The organism is Bradyrhizobium sp. STM 3557, from assembly GCF_045571465.1.
GTDB lineage: Bacteria > Pseudomonadota > Alphaproteobacteria > Rhizobiales > Xanthobacteraceae > Bradyrhizobium.
Map to the genome: position 1 here is coordinate 4,763,553 of NZ_CP120697.1, position 21,752 is coordinate 4,785,304.

20 protein-coding genes and 1 pseudogene are annotated in these 21,752 nt (G+C 65.0%); 12 read left to right on the forward strand and 9 right to left on the reverse strand.

The genetic code is table 11. The annotated features are described in order from the left end of the window. Positions 1-6 precede the first annotated feature (6 nt). A complete protein-coding gene (locus P6U24_RS21820; protein ID WP_407154561.1) occupies positions 7-2,274 on the reverse strand; it encodes a DNA/RNA non-specific endonuclease in 2,268 nt (755 codons plus the stop codon). 456 nt (positions 2,275-2,730) lie between these two features. Next, on the reverse strand, positions 2,731-2,928 hold the full coding sequence (locus P6U24_RS21825) for an ATP-binding cassette domain-containing protein (RefSeq protein WP_407154562.1): 198 nt from the start codon (positions 2,926-2,928) through the stop codon (positions 2,731-2,733). Positions 2,929-2,950: 22 nt separating this feature from the next. Here P6U24_RS21825 and ruvX point away from each other — a divergent pair, with 22 nt between their 5' ends. Next, positions 2,951-3,436, forward strand: a complete 486-nt coding sequence (ruvX, locus tag P6U24_RS21830) for a Holliday junction resolvase RuvX (RefSeq protein ID WP_407154563.1) — start codon at positions 2,951-2,953, stop codon at positions 3,434-3,436. An 84-nt stretch (positions 3,437-3,520) separates the two neighbouring features. Here the strand turns inward: ruvX and P6U24_RS21835 are convergent, their stop codons facing one another. The 3 genes and pseudogenes from P6U24_RS21835 to P6U24_RS21845 form a co-directional block, all read right to left on the reverse strand. Next, positions 3,521-4,285, reverse strand: a complete 765-nt coding sequence (locus P6U24_RS21835; RefSeq protein ID WP_407154564.1) for a CPBP family intramembrane glutamic endopeptidase — start codon at positions 4,283-4,285, stop codon at positions 3,521-3,523. A 60-nt stretch (positions 4,286-4,345) separates the two neighbouring features. Next, on the reverse strand, positions 4,346-5,989 hold the full coding sequence (locus P6U24_RS21840; protein WP_407154565.1) for an acyl-CoA dehydrogenase family protein: 1,644 nt from the start codon (positions 5,987-5,989) through the stop codon (positions 4,346-4,348). Between the two features lie 20 nt (positions 5,990-6,009). Continuing rightward, positions 6,010-6,120, reverse strand: a pseudogene (locus P6U24_RS21845) (peptidase M15); the annotation flags it as partial. A 144-nt stretch (positions 6,121-6,264) separates the two neighbouring features. On the opposite strand from P6U24_RS21845, the gene P6U24_RS21850 reads away from it, so the two are divergent. The 5 genes from P6U24_RS21850 to dprA all read left to right on the forward strand — a co-directional run bounded on the left by P6U24_RS21850 (position 6,265) and on the right by dprA (position 11,896). Further along, positions 6,265-7,218 (forward strand): aspartate carbamoyltransferase catalytic subunit, encoded by a 954-nt coding sequence (locus P6U24_RS21850; protein WP_407154566.1) that lies wholly within the window; start codon positions 6,265-6,267, stop codon positions 7,216-7,218. A 19-nt stretch (positions 7,219-7,237) separates the two neighbouring features. Next, complete coding sequence (locus tag P6U24_RS21855; RefSeq protein ID WP_407154567.1) at positions 7,238-8,539, forward strand: dihydroorotase; 1,302 nt, start codon at positions 7,238-7,240, stop codon at positions 8,537-8,539. Between the two features lie 34 nt (positions 8,540-8,573). After that, a complete protein-coding gene (gene plsY / locus P6U24_RS21860) occupies positions 8,574-9,170 on the forward strand; it encodes a glycerol-3-phosphate 1-O-acyltransferase PlsY (protein ID WP_407160547.1) in 597 nt (198 codons plus the stop codon). Between the two features lie 203 nt (positions 9,171-9,373). Further along, positions 9,374-10,696: a patatin-like phospholipase family protein gene (locus P6U24_RS21865; RefSeq protein ID WP_407154568.1), complete on the forward strand. Its 1,323-nt coding sequence runs from the start codon at positions 9,374-9,376 to the stop codon at positions 10,694-10,696. Positions 10,697-10,753: 57 nt separating this feature from the next. Beyond that, positions 10,754-11,896, forward strand: a complete 1,143-nt coding sequence (gene dprA, locus P6U24_RS21870) for a DNA-processing protein DprA (protein ID WP_407154569.1) — start codon at positions 10,754-10,756, stop codon at positions 11,894-11,896. A gap of 8 nt (positions 11,897-11,904) precedes the next feature. On the opposite strand, the gene P6U24_RS21875 is transcribed toward dprA, so the two are convergent. Next, on the reverse strand, positions 11,905-12,306 hold the full coding sequence (locus P6U24_RS21875; protein WP_407154570.1) for a winged helix-turn-helix transcriptional regulator: 402 nt from the start codon (positions 12,304-12,306) through the stop codon (positions 11,905-11,907). Positions 12,307-12,411: 105 nt separating this feature from the next. On the opposite strand from P6U24_RS21875, the gene P6U24_RS21880 reads away from it, so the two are divergent. Next, complete coding sequence (locus P6U24_RS21880) at positions 12,412-13,026, forward strand: FMN-dependent NADH-azoreductase (RefSeq protein WP_407154571.1); 615 nt, start codon at positions 12,412-12,414, stop codon at positions 13,024-13,026. 68 nt (positions 13,027-13,094) lie between these two features. Here P6U24_RS21880 and P6U24_RS21885 read toward each other — a convergent pair whose 3' ends face one another. Together P6U24_RS21885 and P6U24_RS21890 are read right to left on the reverse strand one after the other, a co-directional pair. Beyond that, entirely contained in the window at positions 13,095-13,271 is a 177-nt protein-coding gene (locus P6U24_RS21885) for a hypothetical protein (RefSeq protein WP_407154572.1), read from the reverse strand. Positions 13,272-13,451: 180 nt separating this feature from the next. Further along, on the reverse strand, positions 13,452-14,240 hold the full coding sequence (locus P6U24_RS21890) for an SDR family NAD(P)-dependent oxidoreductase (protein ID WP_407154573.1): 789 nt from the start codon (positions 14,238-14,240) through the stop codon (positions 13,452-13,454). Positions 14,241-14,375: 135 nt separating this feature from the next. Here P6U24_RS21890 and P6U24_RS21895 point away from each other — a divergent pair, with 135 nt between their 5' ends. Then, the gene (locus tag P6U24_RS21895) at positions 14,376-14,873 is read left to right on the forward strand and encodes a winged helix-turn-helix transcriptional regulator (RefSeq protein ID WP_407154574.1); all 498 of its coding nucleotides are present in this window, start codon (positions 14,376-14,378) and stop codon (positions 14,871-14,873) included. 51 nt (positions 14,874-14,924) lie between these two features. Here the strand turns inward: P6U24_RS21895 and P6U24_RS21900 are convergent, their stop codons facing one another. Then, positions 14,925-15,137 carry a hypothetical protein gene (locus P6U24_RS21900; RefSeq protein ID WP_407154575.1) on the reverse strand — a complete coding sequence of 71 codons (213 nt, stop codon included), beginning with the start codon at positions 15,135-15,137 and terminating at the stop codon, positions 14,925-14,927. A gap of 256 nt (positions 15,138-15,393) precedes the next feature. On the opposite strand from P6U24_RS21900, the gene topA reads away from it, so the two are divergent. From topA to P6U24_RS21920, 4 genes are read left to right on the forward strand one after another with little or no spacing between them, the layout of a single operon-like run. After that, positions 15,394-18,147 (forward strand): type I DNA topoisomerase, encoded by a 2,754-nt coding sequence (topA, locus tag P6U24_RS21905; protein WP_407154576.1) that lies wholly within the window; start codon positions 15,394-15,396, stop codon positions 18,145-18,147. A 4-nt stretch (positions 18,148-18,151) separates the two neighbouring features. Continuing rightward, entirely contained in the window at positions 18,152-20,503 is a 2,352-nt protein-coding gene (gene rnr, locus P6U24_RS21910; RefSeq protein ID WP_407154577.1) for a ribonuclease R, read from the forward strand. Beyond that, positions 20,491-20,946, forward strand: coding sequence for a DUF983 domain-containing protein (locus P6U24_RS21915; RefSeq protein ID WP_407154578.1), 456 nt, complete (start codon positions 20,491-20,493; stop codon positions 20,944-20,946). Before rnr ends, P6U24_RS21915 begins: the two co-directional genes overlap by 13 nt. Positions 20,947-20,982: 36 nt before the next feature. Continuing rightward, positions 20,983-21,741, forward strand: coding sequence for an NUDIX hydrolase (locus P6U24_RS21920; protein ID WP_407154579.1), 759 nt, complete (start codon positions 20,983-20,985; stop codon positions 21,739-21,741). Positions 21,742-21,752: the final 11 nt, after the last annotated feature.

Here is a 21,752-nt window from a genome sequence, read left to right on the forward strand (position 1 = left end):
TTTAGGCTAAATCCGGATATCGTCATAACCCTCGATTTTTCGCGGCCCGACCGAGGTCGCCTCATGGGTGTCGACAGCGGCGAGCGGACCGAAATCGAGCTTGGTCAGCCTGGTGAGATCGGCGATCGACACCTGGAAGACACTGACGTCTTCCTGCGAAAACTTTTCCAGTATGTCCGCTTCGTCCTTGATGCGGTCGATGCCCATGATCAGATTGCGCTGGCTCATCAGGAATGCCGCCGCCTTCAACTCGTCGTCGTCTCTGGTGATCAGGATCTTCCAGAAATATTTCGGGATTTTCACGCCACCGAAGCTGGGATCCGGGTGCGGCTTCCCCGCAGGATCAGGCAGATCGGCATCATTTGCATCGGGACCATCGAACACGGGTCCGTTCATGACGATCCCCTTCTCCTCATTCTTAAGCAGGACGTCGCGCGTGTAGTCCTCGAGCCCTGCCCACAACTGCTTGCCCTGATTGAAGGAGAAGAACTGCGGCGAACAATTTGTGAAGTGAAAAGAATCGTCGCCGTGTTCCTTGGCCTCGTCGACCGTTTCGCCCCAGGTCGCGTCCAGGCGGCGCACCAGGTGGCCGCGGTCGAACGGGTTGGCAGTACGGTCGGCCTCAAGCGTTGATTGCTTGCGATAAAACTCGTCGCCGATCTGGAAGTCGTCGTCGATCCGCGGATCGCGGAGCCAACGGTCGCCCTCCCGCTTGCCGACATCCTGCTGCTCGCTGCCGTCGATATTGACGCAACTGAAGAAGGCGAGCTTGCGGTCCTTGTTCATGACCACGCTGTAATTGAAATATTTCAGCTCCGATTGGCCCGAGTTGCGTTTCAGCATCGCGATCTTGGACTTCAGCGAAGCCGGAATCTTCGGCAGAGGCACCGAGAACTTGCCGCTCCCGAGAAAGTTCGCCTTGTATCCGGGCCGTGATTTCAACGTGCTCTGATCGATATGGACGACCTCGACCAACATGCCGGTAACGGGGCCAACGCGCGGACCAGCCGGGATCATCGCGGGCGGTGGAAGTGGCAGCGGCGGCGGCGACCCCGGCACGATCGAGGATGGTGCCGGCAGCATCGCGGGCGAAGCAGATAGCATCGCCGGCGGCGCTTGCAGTCCCGCTGCGGCGATCACACCCGCATGCAATGGCTGCCGCTGAAAGACCGGCATCGGTACCCGGATCGGAATCACGAGCGAGGCCGCCTCGCCGGACTGCTCGAGCCAGATGTCGGCGCCGGGTGGTGGAGCGACATTTATCGTCGCCTTTTCCCCATTTGTCGCCACCAGAATAGGCGCAGGCGGCTGCACTTGATCGAGCACCGCCTTCATCAGCGGATTGGTGCCGACCGCGACCTTGAGATCGGCGACGATGGCGCTGACTCGCGCGCCCTCATTGGCGATCCAGTCAATGGTCGTCTCATCCATCGAGGCATCCCAGATCTTGCCGTCCGTGGTCAAGATGTTGCCCTTTGCGTCCTTCTTCGGCACACCGCTGTGGTGAAGCGCGATCACCTGCCAGAAACGATTGAAGGCCGGCGAGCCCGACGAGCCGGCGGACGTGTCGGTCAGATACCAGACGAAGTCACCGACATATTGCAGGAGCTTGTTCTCGCGGACGCAGATCTGTTTCGCCTGCCCGCCCGGATGCTGGATGATGGTGAGATACTCGCCAGGATCGCCCTTGCCTGGCTCGCCGCTCAGCGGCAACCACCCCCAATCAAGCAGATCACGCCTGCCGTCTTGGGATTTCGGAGCGACCGCGACAACGGTGTAGTCGAGCTTGTTGTTGGTGTAGAAGAACTTGTCGGGCTCGAAGCCGAACCGAACCGGCGCGCGCTCCATGCCCTGAATATCGAGTTCATAGTCGAAATCGGCCAGCGATGTCCTGGCATCACCCGGCTTGCCGAAAACATGGTTGTTGGTCATCAGCAGACCAGGACCAATCAGAAAGCCGGTCGCGTAGCCCAGCAGATTGGCTTGGACGTCTTTGAGCTGGATGCGGCAAACCGAACGCGAGACGAAGGTCCCCTTGGCCAGGTAGTTGATGCTGTCGAGATCATTGCCCTGGATGATCCGCTCGAGGCCGACTTGCGCTGCCTGAACATTGTCGGTTTGGGCCAGCAACTGGCGCTGGCGAAGCTGTTTCCGCTCGACTGACATCTTGATCGGACGGCCGTCGCCAAGCTTCTTGTCCAGTTCCTTGGGGGCAATGGCCGCTTGTGAAAGCCGCTTCTCCGAGGCCGCAATCAGATTTGGTTTAATCAGCATGAGTCGTCTCCCCTATGAATATCTTGTGTCGGGCAAAAATGTTGGCGCTCGACCGAGCGCGCCTGCCTGGCCGCGAGCCTCGCTCCGCGCCTGGCAATCGTGCCTGCAAAGCTCGCACTGCCGATCCGGCCCGGATCAACGTCACCGACTCCTTCTTAGTCGTCGTCCGGGCTCTTTTGTTCGATGGCGCGGCAAGCAAACAAATCATTCCGGTGCCCCGCCCACATCCACCGCCCTGAATCGCCGGGTACGAAAACGCTCAGGCTTTACAGCAAGATGACGGTGTCCTCGTGGCCCGGTGACAGAAACCGTTGCATCCGGGCGCACCGCACAATAAAAAGTTTTGTATGGCAGATACTGCCACGTCAGGATGTACCACCTGCAAACGCGAAACAAGCGCGCTGTGCTGTTCGATCGCGTTGTTGGCAGCCCCGGAATCGGTCCGAACAGAGCGACCTACAATAACGACATCACGACACCTGGGTCGGATCCGGAGCCAGAGCGATGGGCTTGGCCGGTATCGAGAAGATCCCACCGATCGTGACCCGCGGCAGGAATCTTTCCTGCGATGATCCGTCGCAAGCTCGATTTGCCGGATCCGTTGCGGCCGACGAGGCCGACGCGCCCGGACCGGGCCCCGCTGGCTCGCCGCACGCGTGCGTGCTAAGCGCAATCTATGCCCGCTCTCATTCTTTCCCTCGTCGAAATCGCCGCGCACTGGCCGGACCGTGGCGCGCTGATCGGGCTCGACCTTGGGACCAAGACCATCGGTGTTGCCGCCTCCGATCCCGACCGGCGGCTCGCCACCGGCGTCGAGACCATCCAGCGCAAGGCGTTCAAGGCCGATGCCGCGCGGCTGCTTGCGCTTGCAGCCGAGCGCAAGGCGACCGGCTTCGTGCTGGGTCTGCCGATCAACATGGACGGCAGCGAGGGGCCGCGTGCGCAATCCACCCGCGCCTTCGCGCGCAACCTGTCGAAATTGACCGATCTGCCGATCGGCCTGTGGGACGAGCGGCTCTCGACCGCTGCCGTGGAGCGCGAGCTGATCGGCATGGATGTCAGCCGCGCGCGACGCGCCGAGGTGATCGACGAGCATGCCGCGATCTTCATCCTGCAGGGCGCGCTCGACCGGCTCGGCCGATTGCGGGACGAGAGGCGCTGACCGATGGGCGTCGTCATCGCGGCGCCGCCGTCACGATGCCGCTCACCATAGCCATCATAGCCATCGTGAGCTGAGGAATCGCGGTCAGGAATGCCCGCTCGCGAGCCACATGGTCTGCACGGTGGCCGCGAGGTTGTTGAGGCCGTGCAGCACCATCGTCAGATAGGTCGAGTGTGTGCGGGAGCGCAAATAGCCGAACCACAGACCGAGCGAAAAGACATTAAGCAAAGCATACCAGTCGTATTGGAGATGCAGCACAGTCCAGATCAATGACGACAGGATGATCGCGCCGGGGACCCGCAGAAAGGAGTCCGACCAGCCGCGATAGAGAAAGCCGCGCGCCATCAGCTCTTCCGAGATCGGCGCCGCGACGCAGAAGGCGATGACCAGGAGCCACACCGAGCCGTCGCCCTCGGCTGACTTCAGCATCTCGACCATGAAGCTCGACGACGCCTCCTCGCGTCCCGTCAGCCCTGGGATCAGCTCCCAGGCTCCCAGGATGACGACCATGCCGACGATGCCGAAGGCCACATTCTTCCAGCTGGTCCAGCGCAGGCCAAGATACTCCGCAAACGACAAGCGCGTGTAGCGGACGGCGAAATAGATCGGGATCAACAGCCCCGGCAGGCCCATGATGGCGGACAACGCGACCGTGGCCGGCGAGCCGGCGATCTTGATCACGGCCTGCTGGTACGCGTTCAGGCTATCAAGCGGCCCCGCGGAGCTGAGCAGGAACAGCAAATAGCCGATCGGCGTCAACTGGCCGATGAAGAACGCGGCGATGATGAGGAGACCCCATGACGCCGTGCGCCAGAAGCCGAGCGTGCGCGGCGCCCGAGATGCGGGCATGACGGCGACAAGAGGACTATGGGGATCGAGTGAATCCATCACTGCGCTTTCAGCTGGTTGTCACGGCAGCGCGCGCTCGAGCAATGCGCGCGCATCGGCGGGATCGAGATCGACGGCGCCGTACAAGCCGGGATGGGTCAGGGCAAGACGGGTGGCGGCAAACAATTCGGCATGACGCGGCATGACGGGACTGAGGGCCGCTGCTGCCGCGAGCAGCGCCAGCCTCTCGACGGCGAGCCGGGCGACACGCTCGGAATCGGGCCGGCGGAAAGCTTGCCCGATGACGCCGATGGTCTCGGCGGCGCCAGGCAGGCCACGGGTCTCGCCACTAAGCGTGGTCAGAACGGTCATCGCGGCTTCCGGCTCGCGCGACAAGGCGCGCAGCACGTCCAGACACATCACATTGCCGGAGCCTTCCCAGATCGCATTGACAGGCGATTCCCGGAAATGCCGCGCTAGCGTGCCGTCCTCGACATAGCCGTTGCCGCCGAGGCACTCCATGGCCTCGTAGAGAAACGCCGGCGCGCTCTTGCAAACCCAATATTTGATCACCGGCGTCAGCAACCGCACATAGGCGGCTTCGCCGGAATCGACTGGCGCGTGGTCGAAAGCCCGGCACATCCGCATCACCAGCGCCACTGTTACCTCGACATGCAGCGCCATGTCCGATAGCACCGATTGCATCAGCGGCTGATCGGCGAGATGCTTCTGGAACACGCTGCGATGCCGCGCGTGATGCAGCGCGTGCGCGAGCCCCGAGCGCATCAGCCCTGCGGAGGAGATCGCGCAGTCCTGCCGAGTCAATTGCACCATCTGGATGATGGTGCGGATGCCCTTGCCCTCCTCGCCCACCCGAGTCGCATGCGCGCCGATGAACTCCACCTCGGACGATGCGTTGGAGCGATTGCCGAGCTTGTCCTTCAGCCGCTGGAACTGGATCGCATTGACCGAGCCGTCCGGCGCGAAGCGCGGCATGAAGAAGCAGGTCAGTCCTTCATCGGCCTGCGCCAGCACGAGAAAGGCGTCGCACATCGGTGCCGACATGAACCATTTGTGGCCGGTGATGCGATAGCCATCCGACGTGCGCATCGCGCGCGTCATGTTGGCGCGCACATCGGTGCCGCCCTGCTTCTCGGTCATGCCCATGCCGAGCGTCATGCCGCGCTTTTGCCACCACGGCGCAAACGTCGGATCGTAGTCGCGGCTTGCGATCACCGGCATGGTCTTAGCCAGCAGGTCCGGCTGCGCGGCCAGTGCCGCCACCGAGGCGCGCGTCATCGTGATCGGACAGAGATGGCCGCTTTCGACCTGGGTTGCGATGTAGAATTTCGCCGCGCGAACCACCTCGAAAGGAGCGCCGTGCGGCTTGCCCTCCTTGGTCCAAGTTGAATTATGCAGGCCTGCCTGCGCCGAGCACGCCATCAGGTCGTGATAGGCGGGGTGAAACTCGACCACGTCGCGGCGGTAGCCCTTGGCATCATAGGTGCGAAGCTTCGGCGTGTTCTCATTGGCGAGCCGGCCGCGCTCGGCCATGGCCGCCGAGCCCCAGAGGGATCCGAACTCCGACAATTCCTGCCGTGCGCCGGCGCCGCCATTGGCCGCGACCGCCGCCAGCAGCGGCTGATCGCACATATACAGATCGACGTCCTCGAGCGGCGGCGACTGGTTGAAAACCTCGTGGGTCGCGAACGAAGGCTGTGTCATGGCCGTGTTCCGTCTGGCTCTTACGATCGGTGCCGCCGAATGCGAAAATCATAGGCCGTCGCGCCCGCACCCGGCAGCGAAAAGTGCCACCAGTCCCTTGCATAGTTCACAAACCCTTGCCGCGCCATCGCTGGCGAGCTCACGCGTCAGAGCCGCTGGAGGGAAAGCAGCGCCCGCGGCGAGGCCAGGCGCCGCCGCGGCGAACGGGGGATAACTCGGAACACCGGCTTTCGCCCTTGCCCCCCATGGCAACCGCGCCTATAGCTCTGGCTTTAATGACAGCCTCTCCGAAATCGACATTTGTCCTTGGGCACCGGCATTTGCTGGGAATCGAGGGCCTTTCCGCGCACGACATCACTGGCCTCCTCGACCTCTCCGAGGAGTATGTCGAACTGAACCGTCAGGTCGACAAGAAGCGCACGGTGCTGCGCGGCCGCACCCAGGTCAACCTGTTCTTCGAGGCCTCGACCCGGACCCAGTCCTCGTTCGAGATCGCGGGAAAACGGCTCGGCGCCGACGTCATGAACATGTCGGTATCCTCCTCGTCCATGCGCAAGGGCGAGACCCTGATGGACACGGCGGTGACGCTGAACGCCATGCATCCTGACATCCTGGTGGTGCGCCACCATGCCTCGGGGGCCGTGGAACTGCTGGCGCGCAAGGTCGACGGCTCGGTGATCAATGCAGGCGACGGCGCGCATGAGCATCCCACCCAGGCGCTGCTCGATGCGCTGACGATCCGCCGCAACAAGGGCCGGATCGAAGGGCTCGTGATCGCGATCTGCGGCGACGTGCTGCATTCGCGGGTGGCGCGCTCCAACATCATTCTCCTCAACACGATGGGCGCGCGGGTGCGCGTGGTGGCGCCCTCCACGCTGCTGCCGCAGGGCATCGAGCGGATGGGCGTCGAGGTCGCGCGCGACATGCGCGAGGGGCTCGATGGTGCCGACATCGTGATGATGCTGCGGCTGCAGCGCGAGCGCATGAATGGCTCCTTCGTGCCGTCGTCGGGCGAATATTTCCGTTATTTCGGGCTCGACCAGAAGAAGCTCGCCTACGCCAAATCAGACGCGCTGGTGATGCATCCGGGCCCGATGAACCGCGGCGTCGAGATCGACTCCATCGTCGCCGATGGCGCGCAATCCCTGATCCGGGAACAGGTGGAAATGGGCGTTGCAGTGCGGATGGCGGTGCTCGAGGCGCTCGCCCGCAACCTGCCGAATGCTTGAACGAGAATCGGGAACGACCATGCTGACCGACCGCCGCCCGATCCTGCTCGCCAACGCACGCGTCATCGACCCGTCGCGCGATTTCGACGGCATCGGCGACGTGCTGATCGCCGATGGCATGATCCGCGAGTGCCGGCGCGGCATCGGCGCCGCCGGCGTGCCGGAGGGCACCGACATCGTCAACTGCGCCGGCAAGATCGTGGCCCCCGGCCTGATCGACATGCGCGCCTTTGTCGGCGAGCCCGGCTACGACTACCGCGAGACCTTTGCCTCGGCGAGCCTCGCTGCCGCAACCGGCGGCATCACCACCATCATCTGCCAGCCCGGCACCGCGCCTGTGATCGACAATTCGGCGACGGTCGATTTCGTGCTGCGGCGGGCCCGCGACACCGCCGTGGTAAACATCCAGCCGATGGCGGCCCTGACCAAGGGCCTGCGCGGCGAGGAGATGACCGAGATCGGGCTGTTGAAGGCGGCCGGCGCGGTCGCCTTCTCGAACGGCCATACCAGCGTCACCAACGCGCAGGTCATGCGCCGCGCCCTGACCTATGCGCGCGATTTCGACGCGCTGATCGTGCATCACACGGAGGATCCGGACCTCGTCGGCGAAGGCGTCATGAACGAGGGCGAGTTCGCCTCCCGTCTCGGCCTGGAAGGCATTCCTGCTGCGGCGGAAGCCGTGATGCTGGAGCGCGACATGCGGCTGGTCGCGCTCAGCAAGGGCCGCTATCACGCGGCGTCATTGAGTTCGGTCGACTCGCTCGAGATCCTCAAGCGGGCGCGCGACGCCGGCCTTGCCGTCAGCGCCTCAGTCTCGATCAATCATGTGACGTTGAACGAGAACGACATCGGCCCCTACCGCACCTTCCTGAAGCTGTCGCCGCCGCTGCGCACCGAGACTGACCGGCGCGCGCTGGTGGAGGCGCTGGCGTCGGGCCTGGTCGACACCATCGTCTCCGACCACAATCCGCAGGACGTCGAGGTGAAGCGGCTGCCGTTCGCGGAGGCCGCCAGCGGCGCAGTCGGCCTGGAGACCATGCTGCCGGCCGCACTGCGGCTCGCGCATAATGGCGAGCTCTCCTGGACCACGCTGATCCGCGCGATGGCGACCCGCCCGGCCGAGCTTCTGGGCCTGCCCGGCGGCACCTTGCGCGCGGGCGCGCCGGCGGACATCATCGTGATCGATGCGGACGTGCCCTGGGTGCTCGATCCGGCCGATCTGAAGTCGCTGTGCAAGAACACCCCGTTCGACGAGGCGCGGTTCACCGGGCGCGTCGTGCGCACCATCGTCGGCGGCCGTACCGTGTTCGAACACGTCTGATATGCTGCGGCCTGCATGCAAGGAGTGATGCGTGATGGGATCTGACGCTTTCCTGCCCGTCGCCCTCGGCATCGGCTATTTGTTCGGCTCGATCCCGTTCGGCCTGATCCTGACCCGGCTCGCCGGCACCCAGGACCTGCGCACCATCGGCTCCGGCAATATCGGCGCCACCAATGTGCTGCGCACCGGTCGCAAGGGGCTGGCGGTCGGCACCCTGCTCGGCGATGCGCTCAAGGGCACCGCCGCGGTCGTGCTCTGCGGCTATCTCGGCGGCCCGAACGCGGCAATGCTCGCCGGCCTCGGCGCTTTCCTCGGCCATCTCTTTCCGGTCTGGTTGAAATTCCGCGGCGGCAAGGGTGTTGCGGTCTATATCGGCATCCTGCTCGGCCTGTTCTGGCCCGCCGCGCTGTTCTTCTGCCTGGTCTGGCTCGCAACCGCCTTCGCCTTCCGCTACTCTTCGGTAGCAGCTTTCGTCGCAGCCTTGCTCACGCCGATCATGCTGTTGGCCTTCAGCCACACCGCCCTCGCCGCATTGTCAGCCGTTCTCACTGTCCTGATGTTCTATATGCACCGCGAGAACATCAGGCGGTTGCGAGCTGGAACGGAGAGCAAGATCGGCGCGAAGAAGTAGACACCGCATTCTTACGGACATTGCGGTCTTCCCTGCATTTCCGCGGCATTGCAGCAACACTGCGCGAAGTTCCCAGGTCGCATCGACGCGAGACTCTGGCGGGAATCAGCCGAGCCTGTCATCGTCGAATCATGTGGTTCAGAAAGACCAATTCGAGTGGGTCGTCAGCCACGCGCGATGACCTCACAACACAGCAACAGCCGGTGCAGCGGCAGGCCGCACCGCGTTGCTCCAATGCCACCGCCCTGCTCTCCGCCGCCCAGATCTGGTCGACCGGAGACAGCACGAGTCCGGCTCCGATCGCGGCCGCGGCGGTCGTCGAGCCCGCGCCAGCTGTCGAAGCTCCGCGGCCGAACGACGTTGTGGCGGAGGCGCCGAAGGTCGCGAGCCAGCCTGCCGTTACCGAGCTGATCCTCGCTGCCACGGGCATGAAGCCCGTCGCCGAGCTGCGGCCGACCGTCACCGAGGTGAAGCTGCCCGCGACCGGCGAACGATCGCTCGCGCAGACCATCGCCGCGACACCCGCGCTCACGCCTGCGCCCCGCATCTGGCCGCCGCGCAAGCTGTCGCTGGCGCTGCAGGGCGGCGGCACGTTCTCGGCCTTCTCCTGGGGCGTGATCGAGCGGCTGTTGGAAGAGCCCGGTGTCGACTTCGACACCATCAGCGGCGCCAGCGCCGGCGCCATCAATGCCGCGCTGCTCGTCTGCGGGCTCGCCGATGGCGGCCGCGAGGCAGCGCGCAAGCTGCTCGCACGGTTCTGGAACAGCATGACCAGCGAAGCCTCGTTCCGCTCGCTGCTGCTCGTCGGCGGCTTCTCGCCCGCCAGCAGCGAGATCTCTGTCGGTTCGGGAATACGCGCCTCGCGCTTCGATCCGTTCGACCTCGCGCCGCTGCAGGAGATGCTGACCGGCACCATCAATTTCGCCGCCGTGCAGGACCGGGCCGCGCCGCGGCTGCTGATCGCGGCGACGCGCGTGCGCGATGGCGGCCAGCGCATCTTCCGCAATGCGGAGATCACGGCAAACATACTGCTCGCCTCGACCTGCCCGCCCCAGCTTCAGTCGCCGATCAGGATCGATGGCGAAGCCTATTGGGACGGCGGCTTCGCTGCCAATCCGCCGATCGTCAGCCTGGTGCACGAATCCAGCGCCGCCGACTTGTTGGTGGTGCAGGTGACGCCGACGCGCGATGATGCCATTCCGGACAGCCCGGCCGCGATCGACGGCCGGCTCGACCAGATCACCGCCAATGCCGTGCTCAACGCCGAGCTTGCCGCGCTCGAATGGGCGCGCAGCGACGGGCTGCATCCGCCGCGCGTGCACCGGCTGGCGGCGGAGGACGCGGTCGAGGGCCTCGCCGAGCAGAGCGCCACAGATTTCGGAGCGACCTTCATCGCGATGCTGCATCAGCGCGGTCGCGAGGCGGCAGACTGCTGGCTGCGCGAGGCGCCCAGCGGCACCACGCTCGCGCCTCAGGAGCGCCGGGCGGAGTTCGACGCAGCCATCCTGGACTCGCTGCTGGTCTGATCTGACATCGCGGGGCGCTCGTGACGCGCCCCCTTCCCTGCGCGCTCAGGTTTCTTCATGTTACCTCCATCCGGAGGCCCAAGCGTGGACGCCATCACCACTGCCATCGAGCTGACCGAGGCCGAGCGGCTCGACCGTCTGCGGCTGATCCGCTCCGACAATGTCGGGCCGCGGACGTTTCGCTCGTTGCTCGACCATTGCGGCAGCGCGGGTGCTGCGCTCGAACAGCTACCCGAATTGGCACGTCGGGGCGGCCGCCGCGACCTGCGGATCTGCGGCAAGGACGAGGCGCGCGCCGAACTGGCCGCATCGTATGGACTCGGCATCCGCCTGCTCGCGCCGGGCGAGGCGGGCTATCCGCCGCGACTTGCCGCAACAGACGATGCGCCGCCGCTGCTCGGCGTGCGCGGCCCTACTGAGACCATGATGCGTCCCATCATCGCCATCGTCGGCTCGCGCAACGCCTCTGTCGCCGGGCTCAAATTCGCCGGCCAGCTGGCGCACGAGCTGGGCGAGGCCGGCTTCGCCGTCATCTCCGGCCTCGCCCGCGGCATCGACCAGGCGGCGCATCGCGCAAGCATCAAGAGCGGCACCATCGCGGTGCTGGCCGGCGGCCACGACCGCATCTATCCACCCGAGCATGAGGACCTGCTGGCCGCGATCCTGGCGGCGGACGGCGCTGCGATCTCCGAGATGCCGCTCGGCCACGAGCCGCGCGCCCGCGACTTTCCCCGCCGCAACCGGCTGATCTCGGGCGCGGCGCTCGGCGTCGTCGTGGTCGAGGCCGCCCATCGCTCGGGCTCGCTGATCACGGCGCGGATGGCCGGCGAGCAGGGCCGCGAGGTGTTCGCCGTCCCCGGCTCGCCGCTCGATCCGCGCGCGGCCGGCACCAACGATCTCATCAAGCAGGGCGCCACGCTGGTGACCGGCGCCTCCGACATCATTGAGGCTGTCGGGCCGATCATGGAGCGGCCATTATCCCTGCCCTTGCGCGAGGAAGATGACGAGCCGTTCGCGCCCGATCCCGAGAGCCACGACCGCGACCAGATCCTCAGCCTGCTCGGGCCGACACCGGTCTCGCTCGACGATCTGATCCGCATCTCGGGCATCGCACCCGGCGTGGTCCGCACCGTGCTGCTCGAGCTCGAGCTGGCCGGCAAGCTGATCCGGCATCGCGGCGGATTGGTATCTCTCCAATAGGAAAACGATCAGTCCGTCTCATTGCGTTCGTCGAAACGCGAACGCGCCGCCTCGATCTGATCCTGGTGCTTGATCGCCCACTCCCCGAGCGACTTCACGGGAGTGCAAAGCCCGCGGCCGAGATCGGTGAGTTCGTAATCAACGCGCGGCGGGATGGTCGGAAACACCGTTCGTGTCACCAGCCCGTCGCGCTCCAGCCCGCGCAACGTCAGCGTCAGCATCCGCTGCGAGATGCCGCCGACCATCCGCTTGAGCTCATTGAAGCGCTTCGGCCCGTCGCCGAGCATCATGATGACGAACACGCTCCATTTGTCGCCGACGCGCGCCAGCACCGAGGCGACGCCGCGACAGTCATGGTCATCCAGCGAGTGCGGCGGAGCGGCGGGACCACAGATGTTCTCAGGTTTCACGGATGTGCCCGGGTTTCAAAAATGTGCGTTCTTGCGCGCTCATCGCACAGTTACGCATATAGCGCCAGTCACAAACCGATACCAAAACCCAAAAGGTAACTGGCAATGACCAAGCTCCTCCATATCGATTCCAGCGTGCTCGGCCCCCACTCCGTGAGCCGGCAGCTTTCGGCCGCGATCGTCGCCAGGCTGCAGCAGATGGCACCCGGGCTCGAGATCACCTATCGCGACCTCACGACGGCGCCGCTGGCGCATCTGTCGGGGACGCACCTTGCAGCCGCGCAAGGCAATGCGCCATCCGATCCGCTGCTGCAGCAGGAGCTCGCGGCCGGCCAGGCCGTGCTGGAAGAATTTCTCTCTGCCGACATCGTGGTGCTGGGCGCACCAATGTACAATTTCTCCATCCCGAGCCAGCTCAAGGCCTGGATCGACCGCATTCTGATCGCCGGCAAGACCTTCAAATATACCGCGCAGGGACCGCAGGGCTTGGCCGGCGACAAGCGCGTCATCGTCGCGCTCTCGCGTGGCGGATACTATGGAGCCGAGACGCCGATGGCCGTGCTCGAACACCTCGAGAGCTATCTACACGGCATCTTCGGCTTCATTGGCGTCAAGAACCTCGAATTCATCGCGGCCGATGGCATCCAGATCGGACCCGAACATCGCGAGAAGGCGCTGGCGAGCGCGCTCGAGGCGGTGAGCCATCTGCAGGCGGCGTAGTGATGTGATCGCGGCCGCCTTCGCTCGCGCGGCGGCCGCCTTTTCATCTCCGGCTGCCCTGCGCAGGATCAGTCCCAGACCAGCGGAAGGCCGAGCACCAGAGCCCCCAGCGAGACCAGCAGGCCCGCCAGCGAGAAGATCATGACGCTCATGAAGATGTCGGTCACCGATTGATCGCGCGCCGATCGCCCGGCCGATGCGGCCGGTGTCGACATCATGAAAAAAGAACGCGCAGCCTTGGCCATCATGCGCTCCAATATGAATGCGTAAGTAAAATGCCCTTCCGGAAGTCTTCGCTGCGACAACGACGGTTCAACGCAGCGTAAAGCTTTCGGCTTCACGGATCGGAGAGGTCAGCGCCTTCACCGACTGGGAGAAGCGCGCTGACCGATAGAATATGACAGACGTCTTATTATTCCGTTATTTCATTGCCTCGCCGCCTGGCCTCGAAAGATTGGCGCACCGGCGGGTGAGCTGGTAGCGCCGCCGTCGACGAACAATTCCTGGCCCTGAATATGCGCGGCCTCGTCGGACGCCAGGAACAGCACGGTATTTGCGATGTTCTCCGGCTCACCGATATGGCCGAGCGGCGTGGTCGCGCCGATGCGCGCCTCGAAAATCTTCTCGGCCTCCGGCGTCGCGGTGGCGGCCCCCCAGATCGGGGTGCGGATCGCACCGGGCGCCACGACATTCACCCGGATACCGCGCGGTGACAATTCGGAGGCCAGCACTCGCGCGATCGCCCGCACGCCCGCCTTGCTCGCGGCATAGGCGGCGTAGCCGGGATTGCCGAGCACTGAAATCACCGAGCCGTTGAGGATGATCGAGGCGCCATCCTTGAGATGTGGCAGCGCCGCCTGAACCGTGAAGAAGACGCTGGTCAGATTGGTCCGTATCACCTGCTCGAAGACCTCGAGCGAGGCGCTGCCCACCGGGGTCTGGCCGGGAATGCCGGCATTGGCAAAGAGAATGTCGAGCTTGCCGAAGCGATCGGCAGCTTTGGCGATCGCGGCCTCGGTGGCGGCAATGTCGGTCGCGTCGGCCGCCAGCGCCAGTGCCTCCGGCCCAAGCTCCCGGGCCGCGGCCTCCAGTCGCTCCACATTGCGTCCGGTGATCGCAACCCTGGCCCCTTCGGCCACGAACCGCTTCGCGGTCGCAAAGCCAATGCCGCTATTGCCGCCCGTAATGAATGCCGTCTTGTTTGCGAGCCTCACGACCAGTCTCCATATGTTGATCAGTTTCATCATGAAACCATATAGCCATCTAGTCGGATCGGTTTTATAATGCAACCACACAAGCGCGTGATCGCCGTCGACACGGGATCGAACGGGATTTGAGGAGCCACCCATATGGTCAAGCGCACGAGCCTGGAGGGCGACGCCTGCCCCATCGCGCGATCGCTGGACGCGATCGGCGACTGGTGGTCGCTGCTGATCATCCGCGATGCCTTCATGGGGCGGCGCCGCTTCGGCGAGTTCCAGCGCAGCCTCGGCCTCGCCAAGAACATCCTGACCGTGCGGCTGCGCAATCTCGTGGAGCGCGGGATCCTGGCAACCGAACCCGCATCGGACGGCAGCGCCTATCGCGATTATGTGCTGACCGCCAAAGGCCGCGGCTTGTTCCCGATCCTGGTGGCCCTGCGGCAATGGAGCGAGGAGTTCGACGAAAGGCCTGAGGAAATCGCGACTATGCTGGTCGACCGCAGGAACGAACGGCCGGTACGCAGACTCATGCTGTGTTCCGAGGACGGCCGCGTGCTCGCGGCAAGCGATACGACGCTCAAGCCGCGGTCAGGGGCACTCGCGGGCGGCGGCGCGGGGGCGTCGGGAGAAAATGGGTCAAGATAGAAGGCCGGAGACCTTCGCTCCACCGGTCAGGAACGCACCGGTCCCAGTGCGTTATGACAATTTCCGACGGCTGCGCAGGCGCAGCCGCTCCTCGGCTTCGAGATGCGTCATCCGCAACAGGTAATCGAGCATCTCAAGATTGTGGCGCCGGGCGATCCCGGCGAGCCGCTGCGTGGTCTCGGCAATGAGTGCCGTCGCCTCATCGACTCCGCCGTCCTCGGGGATGTCGTCGTGAAGTTCGCGCCGTTCTCGGCTGGAGGACATGCGCTTTCGCTTGCGCGCTGGCTTGGTCAAAAAATTCATCCGAATCCGTGTTGAGTTGACAAATTACCTATTAAAAAACCACAACCCTTGCGTGGTATTCCACAACCATTCAGATAGGATCGGGCCGACCGACGCTGGGTTTCGACATCTGACGATTTGACAGGAACCCCCTCACCACCCATGTTCGGGGTCAGCGAGCGTTGGCGCGAATCCCGCGAAACCAGCCTCAATCCTTCCCGTAAGCTACTGGAAATACATGAATATTGTTATCGTGGAGTCGCCGGCGAAGGCCAAGACGATCAATAAGTATTTGGGCTCCTCCTATGAGGTTTTAGCCTCTTTTGGTCACGTCCGCGACCTCCCCGCAAAGAATGGATCGGTCGATCCGCAAGAAAATTTCCGGATGATCTGGGAGGTCGATCCCAAGGCGGCCGGCCGGCTAAACGAGATCGCCAAGTCGCTCAAGGGCGCCCAGCGCCTGATTCTGGCGACCGACCCTGATCGCGAGGGCGAGGCGATTTCCTGGCACGTGCTGGAGGTGCTCAAGGAAAAGCGCGCGCTGAAGGATCAGAAGATCGAGCGCGTGGTGTTCAACGCCATCACCAAGCAGGCCGTCTCCGACGCGATGAAGCATCCGCGCCAGATCGACGGCGCGCTGGTCGACGCCTACATGGCGCGCCGCGCGCTCGACTATCTGGTCGGCTTCACCCTCTCCCCCGTACTGTGGCGCAAGCTGCCGGGCGCACGCTCGGCTGGCCGGGTGCAGTCGGTGGCGCTGCGGCTGGTCTGCGACCGTGAGCTCGAGATCGAGAAGTTCGTCCCGCGCGAATACTGGTCGCTGATCGCGACCTTGGCGACGCCGCGCGGCGACAGCTTCGAGGCGCGCCTGGTCGGCGCCGACGGCAAGAAGATTCAAAGGCTCGACATCGGCACCGGCGCTGAAGCCGAGGACTTCAAGAAGGCGCTGAACGCCGCGACCTTCACAGTGACGACCGTCGACGCCAAGCCGGCGCGCCGCAATCCGCAGGCGCCGTTCACCACTTCGACCCTGCAGCAGGAGGCGAGCCGCAAGCTCGGCTTCGCACCGGCGCACACGATGCGCATCGCCCAGCGGCTCTACGAGGGCATCGACATCGGCGGCGAGACCACCGGTCTCATTACTTATATGCGAACCGACGGCGTGCAGATCGCGCCGGAGGCGATCACCCAGGCCCGCAAGGTGATCGGCGAGATCTACGGCAACAACTACGTGCCCGACAGTCCGCGCCAATACCAGACCAAGGCCAAGAACGCCCAGGAGGCGCACGAAGCGATTCGCCCGACCGACTTGTCGCGGCGCCCGGCCGATCTGCGCAAGCGCCTCGATGACGACCAGGCCAAGCTCTACGAGCTGATCTGGACCCGCACCATCGCAAGCCAGATGGAATCGGCCGAGCTGGAACGCACCACGGTCGACATCACGGCCAAGGCCGGCGCGCGCATGCTGGAGCTGCGCGCCACCGGCCAGGTCGTGAAGTTCGACGGCTTTCTGGCGCTGTACCAGGAAGGCCGCGACGACGAGGAGGACGAGGACAGCCGCCGCCTGCCGCAGATGAGCCAGGGCGAGCCGCTGAAGCGGCAGGATCTCTCCGTCACCCAGCATTTCACCGAGCCGCCGCCGCGATTCTCAGAAGCCTCGCTGGTCAAACGCATGGAGGAGCTCGGCATCGGCCGGCCCTCGACCTATGCCTCGATCCTGCAGGTGCTGAAGGACCGCGGCTATGTGAAGCTGGAGAAGAAGCGTCTGCACGGCGAGGACAAGGGCCGCGTCGTGATCGCGTTCCTGGAGAACTTCTTCCGTCGCTATGTCGAATACGACTTCACCGCCGATCTGGAGGAGCAGCTCGACCGCATCTCCAACAACGAGATCTCCTGGCAGCAGGTGCTGAAGGATTTCTGGACCGGCTTCATCGGCGCCGTCGACGACATCAAGGATCTGCGCGTCGCGCAGGTGCTGGACGCGCTCGACGAGATGCTGGGGCCGCACATCTATCCGCCGCGCGCGGATGGCGGCGATCCGCGCCAGTGTCCGACCTGCGGCACCGGCCGGCTGAACCTCAAGGCCGGCAAGTTCGGCGCCTTCGTCGGCTGCTCGAACTATCCGGAATGCCGCTATACACGTCCGCTCGCGGCCGATAGCGAGGCGACGGCCGACCGCATTCTCGGGCAGGACCCGGACACCGGGCTCGACGTCGCCGTGAAGGCGGGCCGGTTCGGGCCATACATCCAGCTCGGCGAGCAGAAGGATTACGAAGACGGCGAGAAGCCGAAGCGCGCCGGCATTCCGAAGGGCACCCAGCCTTCGGACGTCGACCTCGATCTGGCGCTCAAGCTGTTGTCGCTGCCGCGCGAGGTCGGCATCCATCCCGAGACGGGTCTGCCGATCACCGCCGGTCTTGGCCGCTTCGGGCCGTTTGTCCGTCATGACAAGACCTATGCGAGCCTGGAGGCCGGTGACGAGGTGTTCGACATCGGGCTGAACCGCGCCGTCACCTTGATCGCGGAGAAGGTCGCCAAGGGCCCGAGCCGGCGCTTCGGCGCCGATCCGGGCAAGGCGCTTGGCGATCATCCTTCGCTCGGCGCGGTCGCCGTCAAGAGTGGCCGTTATGGCGCTTATGTCACCGCCGGCGGCGTCAACGCGACGATCCCGTCGGACAAGGACAAGGATACGATCACGCTGCCCGAGGCGATCGCGCTGCTCGACGAGCGTGCCGCCAAGGGTGGCGGCAAGGCCAAGAAAGCCGCGGCGAAGAAGCCGGCCAAGAAGGCGTCCAAGGCCAAGTCCGATGCCGGCGAAGGCGAGGCCGAGGCCAAGCCCGCGAAGAAGGTTGCGGCCAAGAAGGCCGCCGCTAAACCGAAATCTGAATCCACCAGCAAGGCGCGTGCGCCGGTCGGTAAGGCTGCCAAGACCTCGGCCAAGCCGGCCGCGAAGGCGCCGCCCAAGAAGAGCGCCGGCAAGGCCCGCGGATGAGAAAATGAGCAAAAAGCGCGACCAGGGCTTCCCGTCACGGGAAGCCATCGTCGCCTTCGTCCGCGCCAATCCGGGCAAGGTTGGCACCAAGGAAATTGCGCGCGAGTTCGGCCTGAAGAATGCCGACCGCGCGGAGCTGAAGCGACTGCTGCGCGAACTCATTGGCGAAGGCGCCGTCAGGAAGAGCGGCCGCAAGACAATCATCGAAACCGACACCCTCCCGGCCACGCTGATCGCCGACATCACCGGCCGTGACAGCGATGGCGAGCTGATCGCGAGGCCTGCCGAATGGGACGAGGCCGAGCAATCCGAGCCGCCGCGCATCCGCATCCATACACCGCGCCATGCTCGCGCCGGCGCCAGCGCCGGGGTCGGCGACCGCGCGCTGCTGCGGATCGAGCGCCTGCACGAGGGCGACGGCGCCGCCTATCGCGGCCGCGTCATCAAGGTGCTCGACAAGGCGCGCAGTCGCGTGCTCGGCATCTTCCGCGCGCTGCCCGGCGGTGGCGGCCGGTTGATTCCCATCGACAAGAAACAAGCCGGACGCGAGCTCTCAATCGCGGATGCCGACAGTCGCGAGGCTAGGGATGGCGATCTCGTCAGCGTCGATCTCTTGCGCGGCCGCGGCTTCGGGCTGCCGTCAGCGCGCGTCAAGGAACGCTACGGCTCGATCGCGACCGAGAAGGCCATCAGCCTGATCGCGATCCATGCCCACGAGATCCCACTCGACTTCTCGGCTGCCGCCGTGAAGGAGGCGGAAGCGGCCCAGCCTGCAACGCTGAAAGGCCGCGAGGACTGGCGCGAGCTGCCGCTCGTCACCATCGATCCGCCGGATGCCAAGGATCATGACGACGCGGTTCATGCCGAGCCCGATCCCGATCCGAACAACAAAGGCGGCTACATCCTTCACGTCGCGATCGCTGACGTCGCCTATTACGTCCGCCCCGGCTCGGCGCTCGATCGCGATGCGCTCCAGCGCGGCAACTCGGTCTATTTCCCGGACCGCGTCGTGCCGATGCTGCCCGAGCGCATCTCCAACAATCTCTGCTCGCTGGTGCCGGGCGAGCCGCGCGGCGCACTCGCCGTGCGCATCGTGCTGTCGGCAGACGGCCGCAAGCGCTCGCACTCGTTCCATCGCATCCTGATGCGCTCGGCCGCAAAGCTCTCCTACGCGCAGGCGCAGGCCGCGATCGACGGCAAGCCGGACGATGTCACCGGTCCCCTGCTCGACCCGATCCTGAAACCGCTCTATGCCGCCTATGAGGTGGCCAAGCGCGGCCGCGACGCGCGTGATCCGCTCGAGCTCGATCTGCCCGAGCGCAAGATCCTCTTGAAGGCGGACGGCACCGTCGACCGCGTTGTCATTCCCGAACGGCTCGACGCGCACCGGCTGATCGAGGAGTTCATGATTCTGGCCAATGTCGCGGCGGCCGAGATGCTGGAGAAGAAGGCGCTGCCGCTGATCTATCGCGTGCATGACGAGCCGACGGTCGAGAAAGTCCATGCGCTACAGGAGTTCCTGAAGACGCTCGACGTGCCCTTCGCGAAGTCCGGCGCGCTGCGGCCCTCGCTGTTCAACCGCGTGCTGACCTTGGTCGCCGGCCAGGACTATGAGAACATGGTCAACGAGGTGGTGCTGCGTTCGCAGGCACAGGCGGAATATTCGGCGGAGAATTACGGGCATTTCGGCCTGAACCTCAGGCGCTACGCGCATTTCACCTCGCCGATCCGCCGCTATGCCGACCTCGTCGTGCATCGTGGCCTGCTCCGTGCGCTGAACCTCGGCGATGGTGCCCTGCCTGACGGCGAGACCGCCGACCATTTGAGCGAGGTCGCAGCGCAGATCTCGGTCACCGAGCGGCGCGCGATGAAGGCCGAGCGCGAGACTGCCGACCGGCTGATCGCCCACCATCTGGCCGATCGCATCGGCGCCACCTTCCAGGGCCGCATCTCCGGCGTCACCCGTGCCGGCCTGTTCGTGAAGCTCGAGGATACCGGCGCGGATGGCCTCGTGCCGATCCGCACGCTCGGCACGGAATATTTCACCTATGACGAGACACGGCACGCGCTGATCGGCCAGCGCAGCGGTGCCATGCACCGGCTGGGGGACGTGGTCGACGTCCGTCTGGTAGAAGCTGCGCCGGTGGCCGGCGCGCTGCGTTTCGAGCTGCTGACCGAGGCCGACGTGCTGGTGCCGCGCCACAGGCGGCGTGAGACCCCGGCCGGAAGAACGACAAAGAAATCCTCGAAGCGCGTGAAGAAGGAAGCTTCCAAGGCACGTCGCGATAAAAGCCGCAAGCCGAAGAGCGCATCCAAGTCCGGCAAATCGAAGAAAGGCAAGTCATGGACGCCATGAGCACGACGCCGACCACGTTGCCCGCAAAGACCTGGACTCGCGAGACCAGCGGTGCGGAATCGCGCGATCTCTGGACCGCGATGAAGCGCGGCTTCCGCGGCCGCTGCCCGCGCTGCGGCGAGGGTAAGCTGTTTCGCGCCTTCCTGAAGGTTGCCGATGGCTGCGACAGATGCGGACAGGATTTCTCGCATCATCGCGCCGACGATTTGCCGGCCTATCTCGTGATCGTCATCGTCGGCCATATCGTGGTGCCGCTCGCGCTCTACATCGAGACCAACTACTCGCCGCCGGTGGCGCTACAGCTTGCGATCTATCTGCCACTGACGCTGGTTTCGTCGCTGCTGTTGCTACAGCCCGTGAAGGGTGGCGTGGTCGCCCTGCAATGGGCGCTCCGGATGCACGGCTTTGACGAGGCGCCCGAGAGCGGCATTCCTCCGGTGTGAACCACACCAAACGACAACAATCATTCAGGGATGGAAATGACCGACATCGCACAGGGAGCCGCTGCGCCAAAGCCTGAGGAGAAGGAAGCCGATCACCATCCCTATACCAAGCCGAAGGATGCGGCGACCCTGATCCTGATCGACCGCAGCGGGGCGGTACCGAAAGTGCTGGTCGGCAAGCGCCACGACAAGGTCGTGTTCATGCCCGGAAAGTTCGTTTTTCCAGGCGGCCGCGTCGACAAATCAGATCATCGTGTGCCGGTGGCCGCACCGATGCCCAGCGAGCTCGAGGCCAATCTGCTCAAGGGCAGCCCAAAGACGTCAGCCTCGCGCGCCAAGTCGCTGGCAATCGCCGCGATCCGTGAGGCCTGCGAGGAGACCGGACTTTGCCTCGGGCGCAAGGTTGAGGGCAAGCTTCCCAGCCTCGAAGGTCCTTGGGCCCCCTTCACCGAGGCCGGCCTGCTGCCCGATCCCTCCGGCCTGTTCCTGATCGCGCGCGCGATCACCCCGCCCGGCCGCATCAAGCGCTTCGACACCCGCTTTTTCACCGCCGATGCCTCAGCGATCGCCCATCGGGTCGATGGCGTGGTGCATGCGGATGCCGAGCTGGTCGAGCTGGTCTGGGTCGAGCTCGGCTCGAAGCCGCTCGCCGACCTGCATGCCATGACGAAGAATGTGCTGGGCGAATTGGAGAGGCGGCTGGCCGCCGGGCCACTACGCCACGACGCCGAGGTGCCGTTCTTCCATTTCTATGGCGGCCGGATGCATAAGGACGTGCTGGGCGACGCGAGCTGAGTGGCGCTAAG

Bases quoted from the DNA above. Each gene is read 5' to 3' on its own strand.
- P6U24_RS21820 (WP_407154561.1), bottom strand. From the start codon at position 2,274: ATGCTGATTAAACCAAATCTGATTGCGGCCTCGGAGAAGCGGCTTTCA.
- ruvX (WP_407154563.1), top strand. From the start codon at position 2,951: ATGCCCGCTCTCATTCTTTCCCTCGTCGAAATCGCCGCGCACTGGCCG.
- P6U24_RS21835 (WP_407154564.1), bottom strand. From the start codon at position 4,285: ATGCCCGCATCTCGGGCGCCGCGCACGCTCGGCTTCTGGCGCACGGCG.
- P6U24_RS21840 (WP_407154565.1), bottom strand. From the start codon at position 5,989: ATGACACAGCCTTCGTTCGCGACCCACGAGGTTTTCAACCAGTCGCCG.
- P6U24_RS21850 (WP_407154566.1), top strand. From the start codon at position 6,265: ATGACAGCCTCTCCGAAATCGACATTTGTCCTTGGGCACCGGCATTTG.
- P6U24_RS21855 (WP_407154567.1), top strand. From the start codon at position 7,238: ATGCTGACCGACCGCCGCCCGATCCTGCTCGCCAACGCACGCGTCATC.
- plsY (WP_407160547.1), top strand. From the start codon at position 8,574: ATGGGATCTGACGCTTTCCTGCCCGTCGCCCTCGGCATCGGCTATTTG.
- dprA (WP_407154569.1), top strand. From the start codon at position 10,754: ATGTTACCTCCATCCGGAGGCCCAAGCGTGGACGCCATCACCACTGCC.
- P6U24_RS21880 (WP_407154571.1), top strand. From the start codon at position 12,412: ATGACCAAGCTCCTCCATATCGATTCCAGCGTGCTCGGCCCCCACTCC.
- P6U24_RS21885 (WP_407154572.1), bottom strand. From the start codon at position 13,271: ATGGCCAAGGCTGCGCGTTCTTTTTTCATGATGTCGACACCGGCCGCA.
- P6U24_RS21895 (WP_407154574.1), top strand. From the start codon at position 14,376: ATGGTCAAGCGCACGAGCCTGGAGGGCGACGCCTGCCCCATCGCGCGA.
- P6U24_RS21900 (WP_407154575.1), bottom strand. From the start codon at position 15,137: ATGTCCTCCAGCCGAGAACGGCGCGAACTTCACGACGACATCCCCGAG.
- topA (WP_407154576.1), top strand. From the start codon at position 15,394: ATGAATATTGTTATCGTGGAGTCGCCGGCGAAGGCCAAGACGATCAAT.
- rnr (WP_407154577.1), top strand. From the start codon at position 18,152: ATGAGCAAAAAGCGCGACCAGGGCTTCCCGTCACGGGAAGCCATCGTC.
- P6U24_RS21915 (WP_407154578.1), top strand. From the start codon at position 20,491: ATGGACGCCATGAGCACGACGCCGACCACGTTGCCCGCAAAGACCTGG.
- P6U24_RS21920 (WP_407154579.1), top strand. From the start codon at position 20,983: ATGACCGACATCGCACAGGGAGCCGCTGCGCCAAAGCCTGAGGAGAAG.